This is a genomic window from Paenibacillus sp. TAF43_2 (genome assembly GCF_052113545.1).
GTDB lineage: Bacteria > Bacillota > Bacilli > Paenibacillales > Paenibacillaceae > Pristimantibacillus.
The window spans coordinates 1-5,269 of the sequence record NZ_JBFRDK010000278.1 but is presented as its reverse complement, the minus strand read 5'-3'; the positions used below and the strand labels follow the sequence as shown (position 1 = coordinate 5,269).

The window sequence follows — 5,269 nt, the reverse complement described above, 5'->3', positions numbered from 1 at the left end:
ATGTAAGATATTCCATTTCTGATTGCTGTATTCGTTTAATCAACACTTCATTCAAAATGGGAAGTTTCATCTCCATCCATCCTTGCGCATTATAATGGGATTCATTTGAAAGGTGAAATCTGCATTAACATTCATAAAGAACATTTCCTGTCTGTGATAAGTCATAGCCGGAAATAGCTGCAAGCTCCTGTTGAAATGAAGCGGACTTCAAAATTTCGATAATCAAGTTAATGAGATCGCTATTCTCCGAATTTTTCATAATGACAAGATCATAACGTTCACTAACTAAAGGAATAAAGTCCACTCCGTTTACGATCGCTGCTGCTTTTTCTATCCCAACTCCAACATCTGCCTCGCCACCCGCCACTTTGGCTGCAACGCCTAGATGATTTGTGAGTTCGTCCTCATAGCCGAGAAGCTCGCGTGCCGAAATACGATGCAATCGAAGCTGTTCATCTAACAATACACGAGCCCCGGAGCCTTTTTCTCTATTAATAATACGTAAGTCCGGCTGAACAAGATCGCTCCATCCTTTTAGGTTTCGCGGATTCCCTTTTTGGACAAATAGCCCAGCTTTCCTAGATAGCAGATTAATAACAACGTATGACGAACCGACGAGCAGCTTACGTATGTACGGAATATTGTATTCGCCCGTATCGCCGTCTAACAGATGGGTGCTTACGACATCGGATTGCCCATTGTACATGGAGATCAAACTATCTAGACTGCCGGCATTAGACCGCAGTGGGCGCAGTGCGTGTGTATATTTCTCAATATGCCTTCCGAGTATGTCGAGGCTGATGTCTTGTCCTGTGATGACAATGGAGCGAGCCCCAAGGCTTTGGCGTGCTGTGCTTGCAGCATCTGGTTGAACAATTAAAGCGTCACGCAAGYTTTGCTGGTTCCCCTTCGAGCGCTGCTTATAGGCTTCTAAATCAGAAGCGTCCACTCTCATTTGTTTACCTACTCGGTATGAGGCCAAATCCCCTTTTTTGATAAGATCATAAACGGTTAATTTGGATATTTTGAGCAGCTTAGAGATTTCCTCTGTCGTATAGGAAATATTTTCAGATATGTTAATCACCTCTTAAGGATTGTATGCAGTAATCATTATTGTAGCATAAACAACGGAAATACTGTGGTGATTCGCTTTACAAATCTATTTCCTTCACCTTATAATCGGAAAATGGATTATATCTATTTATATCTAAACATAACGAAAGAGGGTATTAAATGATTAATTTTCTTAAAAAAAGCTATGTTTTATTGTATTTGGTTATGTTTATGGTCGTTGTAACGGCCTGTGGTTCGAATCAAACGAATCAACCAAGCTCCACCAATCAACCAGAAGTAACAGCAATTAGCACGGAAACACCTGCTGAAAATGTTGATTTAACGATTTCGGCAGCTGCAAGCTTAACGGATACGTTAAAGGAAATTGAAACACAATTTAAGGTAATTCACCCTAATGTAAAACTGAATTTTAACTTTGGCGCTTCAGGCGCTCTTCAGAAGCAGATTGAAAATGGTGCGCCTGCGGACCTTTTCCTCTCAGCTGCTTCCAAAAACATGAAGTCACTAGTAGATGCGAAGCTGATTGCTGAGGATAGCCAAACCAATCTCCTCTCTAATGGTCTCGTGCTCGTCACTTCAAAAACGTCAAAAACGCAGCTTGCAAAGGTTAATGATCTGTTGAACGCTGATGTCAAAACGATTGCAATTGGCATCCCAGAGAGCGTACCGGCTGGAAGCTATACGAAAGAAGCCTTGGAACAAGCAAAGCTATGGGATAGCTTGCAACCGAAGGTTGTTCAAGCGAAGGATGTCCGTCAGGTTCTTCAGTACGTTGAAACAGGCAATGCAGACGCGGGTTTTGTTTATAAGACTGACGCTTTAACATCAGATAAAGTCAATATTGTCCTTACCGTTGATCCTGCAACATACACGCCGATCACCTATCCGATTGGTATCGTTACAGCAACAAAGCATCTTCCAGAATCGAAGCAATTTTATGATTATCTTCAAACGGCAGAGGCAATGGCTGTGTTTGAAAAATTCGGTTTTTCGAAGCCATAATGCATGTAAGAAAAAGCAGTACTTAAAAAAACCTCTATTCTTCCACTGGGAAGAACGGAGGTTTTTTGCTTATGTCTGCTATTTTATTAGGGGTTTAAAATAAGCTTAAGGCCTTCAATTTTGAGCTGATCCATACGAATAACCCAGTTTTTAATGGATTCACAAGTTTCTTCGTCTAGATTAAGAAGCTCTTTCATATCCTTTGTTAACTCTTTTTCATCGTCATTGTAGTCGCCGTCAGCGAATATGAGAAGCAGAATTTCTGCGAAAAAGATTTTTTTTACATGATCATCATTAATATTTCCTAGTATATCTGCTAACTGCTTTTCGGATGAAAAGCTTATTACGGCTTGCTGCATATCCATCTCTTGCATATACGATTGAAGAAATCCTTGTTCTTTCTTGTGAATGAACCCATCAGCATTTGCTGCAAGATGTGCTAATTCGAGAAATGCTTCTTTTTGCTCCTTGGTTTGTAGAAAATGTAAAAACATAAGGTCCACTCCCTTCATTCGAAAATATTTACTCATACTCTTWTTCGACATGATTTGACTATTTCCTACTTGCTGCTTATCTTTTCTATTTCATTAAATGTTTTGTAGCCTTCTATTTTGTTTAGTTTTATTTCAAAAGGATGGTGGTCTTCATGAAACAAAAATTCAACACGATGCAATTTATAAAATGCTTATACAGCCGTTTTCGTGAGGATGATGTGCCTGCGCTTGGCGCACAGCTGACGTATTATTTGATCTTATCGTTTTTCCCCTTTCTTATATTTATGGTCAGTTTGCTTAGCTTTATCGAAATGTCTGGCGATAGCGTGATCGCAGAGTTTATTCGCCTTCTACCTGCAGAGGCAAGTGATACAATTAGCGGAATTCTTGCTGAAGTTGTAGATAACAGCAGCGGAACACTGCTGTCATTCGGTATGATTGCAACCATTTGGTCTGCTTCAAACGGTATTAATGCGATTTTGAAAGGGTTGAACAAAGCGTACGATGTTGAGGAAAAGCGGCCGTTTTGGAAGGTACGCGGTATTTCGCTGCTATCAACCATTTTTTTAGTCGTCGTTATTGTTTTGGTCATGGTTACGCTTATTTTCGGTAAAGCTATTGGCGAATACTTATTTAAGTGGCTTGATTATCCAAATGGATTCGAATGGATTTGGAATGTATTGAAGTATGTAATACCAATTTCCGCAATGACAGCCGCCTTTTCCTTGCTTTATTGGATTGTTCCTAACAGAAGGCTGAGCTTAAAAGAAGCTGTGCCAGGTGCTTTATTTGCAACGTTTGGTTGGATTGCGACTTCGCTTGTTTTTCAGTTTTATATGAACAATTTTGGCAACTATTCGAAAACATACGGCAGTCTTGGCGGAGTAATCATCCTGTTGATTTGGCTCTACATTAGCTCTATCCTCATCATGCTTGGCGGTGAAATCAATGCTACGCTCGCATCAGCAAAAAGCATAATTCCACCCAATAACTCAGCTAGACATAGCTTTCGCATTCCGCTTAATCAGAATAAGGATATTAAAACGATAACATAAGTGGTAATTTTGCAGCCTTGTACAGATACTGGGCGATTATTAACCTTAAATGGATTATAGGCATATGCTGAATAATCTGATTTTGAGGAGTAATGCTGCATGTATCAAATTGAGCAAAACACGATTAACTACGCATATCCATACTCGGATGTTTTCGCAACCAGTGTAAGATTGATGCAGAGCGAACAGCCGCTCACTTTTGTTCTCGTTCATGGCTCCTGGGCGGATGCGAGCTTTTGGAATGGCATCGGTTATGAATTAACCAGTATGGGCCATACCGTGTTCGCGCCTGAATATCCTGGGCATGGTGCAGATCCTAATAAAAACGTCACTCATGAAATGATAAGTCATTCTGTAGCTGCTTCTATTGCGTCAAGAAATCTTCAGCAAATCATACTTGTGGGTCACAGCTTCGGAGGCTCCGTCATCCAAAAGGTTGCAGAGCTCATTCCAGAGCGTATTAGGAGGCTCGTATTTTTGGATGCTTTTGTATTAAACGACGGTGAAATGGTCGCCGATGAATTCCCAGCCCCAGTAAAAGCTAGTTTCCAGCAGCTTAGGGAAAACTCGAAGGATGATACGATCATGCTGCCATTTTCGCTGTTTCGTGAAACATTTGTTAATTTGGCAAGCCTCGGCTTAGCGGAGAAAATGTACAGTATGGTAAGTCCAGAACCAGCAAAACCTTTTTACGAAAAACTCGATCTTAAAGTATTTTATAGCTTGAATATGCCGAAAAGTTATATTTTCTTAACGGAGGATAATGTTCTTCCACAGTACAACAGCGAATATGGATGGCATCCGCATATGTCCAATCGACTTGGCTTGTTCCGATATATCCAAGGTCATGGCGATCATATGTCAACAGCAAAGACGCATCCTGAGATGCTTGCTCATCGTATTTATGAAGCTGGACGAGATTAAACGGATAAATCAGAATGAAGAAAATATAAAAGTTATTTCAAAAGCATCAAGTGAAACATAAAAAGCGCGTGCCGATTTAATATCGGCACGCGCTTGTTGTGTTGCTTTCTCTCATAATTGTAAAAGGTTATTTAAGGAACGAATTGCTGGACGATGCGTACGATTTCCCCGTTCTTGATCGTCATATGATAAGGAAAGCTCTTCATATCGAAGTCGTCTTCCGTATTGATGAGTTCAATAAACTTTTTAACTGAAATCGGTTCATTCCAAACAATATCTGCATCATTAATATTGCCCGTTCGATTATAGATTTGCATAAGCACCTCAGCGTTATCGGCTATCGGTAAGTCACGCAAGGTTTCATCATCATTCTCAATGTAATAACCATCTGGCGGGGCATCTAGCCCAGAATCCTTTTCACGCTCAAGGAAAATCTTTGTCGCTGCATCACCCTCGTACCAATCGATTTGGTCGATAGATAATGTGTAATGATTATTTTCCCCTTTTGTCATTGCAACGTAGCCAGTTATCATATCCGGTGTTTGTTCTACCGGTGTATATTCACGGCCTCCCGCCGGCGCAAAGCTAAAGGCCGTGAGACAAGCTATCGCAACAGTTGCGATCAATACATATTTTTTCATAGCGCAGACGCTCCTTCTATATGGTATATATTCTTATTCGGCTTACTTATACAATATAACGAAATGGGGGTGCAGAAAG

General features: G+C 40.5%; 6 protein-coding genes. 3 read left to right on the top strand and 3 right to left on the bottom strand.

The window, feature by feature from the left end; genetic code table 11:
* Positions 1–124 precede the first annotated feature (124 nt).
* Entirely contained in the window at positions 125–1,075 is a 951-nt protein-coding gene (locus AB4Z17_RS31795) for a substrate-binding domain-containing protein (protein ID WP_441964296.1), read from the bottom strand.
* A 158-nt stretch (positions 1,076–1,233) separates the two neighbouring features.
* Between AB4Z17_RS31795 and modA the strand changes: the two genes are divergently transcribed.
* Positions 1,234–2,076: a molybdate ABC transporter substrate-binding protein gene (gene modA, locus AB4Z17_RS31790; protein ID WP_441964294.1), complete on the top strand. Its 843-nt coding sequence runs from the start codon at positions 1,234–1,236 to the stop codon at positions 2,074–2,076.
* Between the two features lie 86 nt (positions 2,077–2,162).
* Here the strand turns inward: modA and AB4Z17_RS31785 are convergent, their stop codons facing one another.
* Positions 2,163–2,570 carry a TerB family tellurite resistance protein gene (locus AB4Z17_RS31785; protein ID WP_430059109.1) on the bottom strand — a complete coding sequence of 136 codons (408 nt, stop codon included), beginning with the start codon at positions 2,568–2,570 and terminating at the stop codon, positions 2,163–2,165.
* A gap of 152 nt (positions 2,571–2,722) precedes the next feature.
* Here AB4Z17_RS31785 and AB4Z17_RS31780 point away from each other — a divergent pair, with 152 nt between their 5' ends.
* Together AB4Z17_RS31780 and AB4Z17_RS31775 are read left to right on the top strand one after the other, a co-directional pair.
* Positions 2,723–3,625, top strand: a complete 903-nt coding sequence (locus AB4Z17_RS31780; RefSeq protein ID WP_441964292.1) for a YihY/virulence factor BrkB family protein — start codon at positions 2,723–2,725, stop codon at positions 3,623–3,625.
* Positions 3,626–3,724: 99 nt separating this feature from the next.
* On the top strand, positions 3,725–4,549 hold the full coding sequence (locus tag AB4Z17_RS31775) for an alpha/beta fold hydrolase (protein ID WP_441907638.1): 825 nt from the start codon (positions 3,725–3,727) through the stop codon (positions 4,547–4,549).
* Between the two features lie 131 nt (positions 4,550–4,680).
* On the opposite strand, the gene AB4Z17_RS31770 is transcribed toward AB4Z17_RS31775, so the two are convergent.
* Positions 4,681–5,190 (bottom strand): hypothetical protein, encoded by a 510-nt coding sequence (locus AB4Z17_RS31770; RefSeq protein ID WP_441907637.1) that lies wholly within the window; start codon positions 5,188–5,190, stop codon positions 4,681–4,683.
* Positions 5,191–5,269: the final 79 nt, after the last annotated feature.

Bases quoted from the DNA above. Each gene is read 5' to 3' on its own strand.
- AB4Z17_RS31785 (WP_430059109.1), bottom strand. From the start codon at position 2,570: ATGTTTTTACATTTTCTACAAACCAAGGAGCAAAAAGAAGCATTTCTC.
- AB4Z17_RS31770 (WP_441907637.1), bottom strand. From the start codon at position 5,190: ATGAAAAAATATGTATTGATCGCAACTGTTGCGATAGCTTGTCTCACG.
- AB4Z17_RS31775 (WP_441907638.1), top strand. From the start codon at position 3,725: ATGTATCAAATTGAGCAAAACACGATTAACTACGCATATCCATACTCG.
- modA (WP_441964294.1), top strand. From the start codon at position 1,234: ATGATTAATTTTCTTAAAAAAAGCTATGTTTTATTGTATTTGGTTATG.
- AB4Z17_RS31780 (WP_441964292.1), top strand. From the start codon at position 2,723: ATGAAACAAAAATTCAACACGATGCAATTTATAAAATGCTTATACAGC.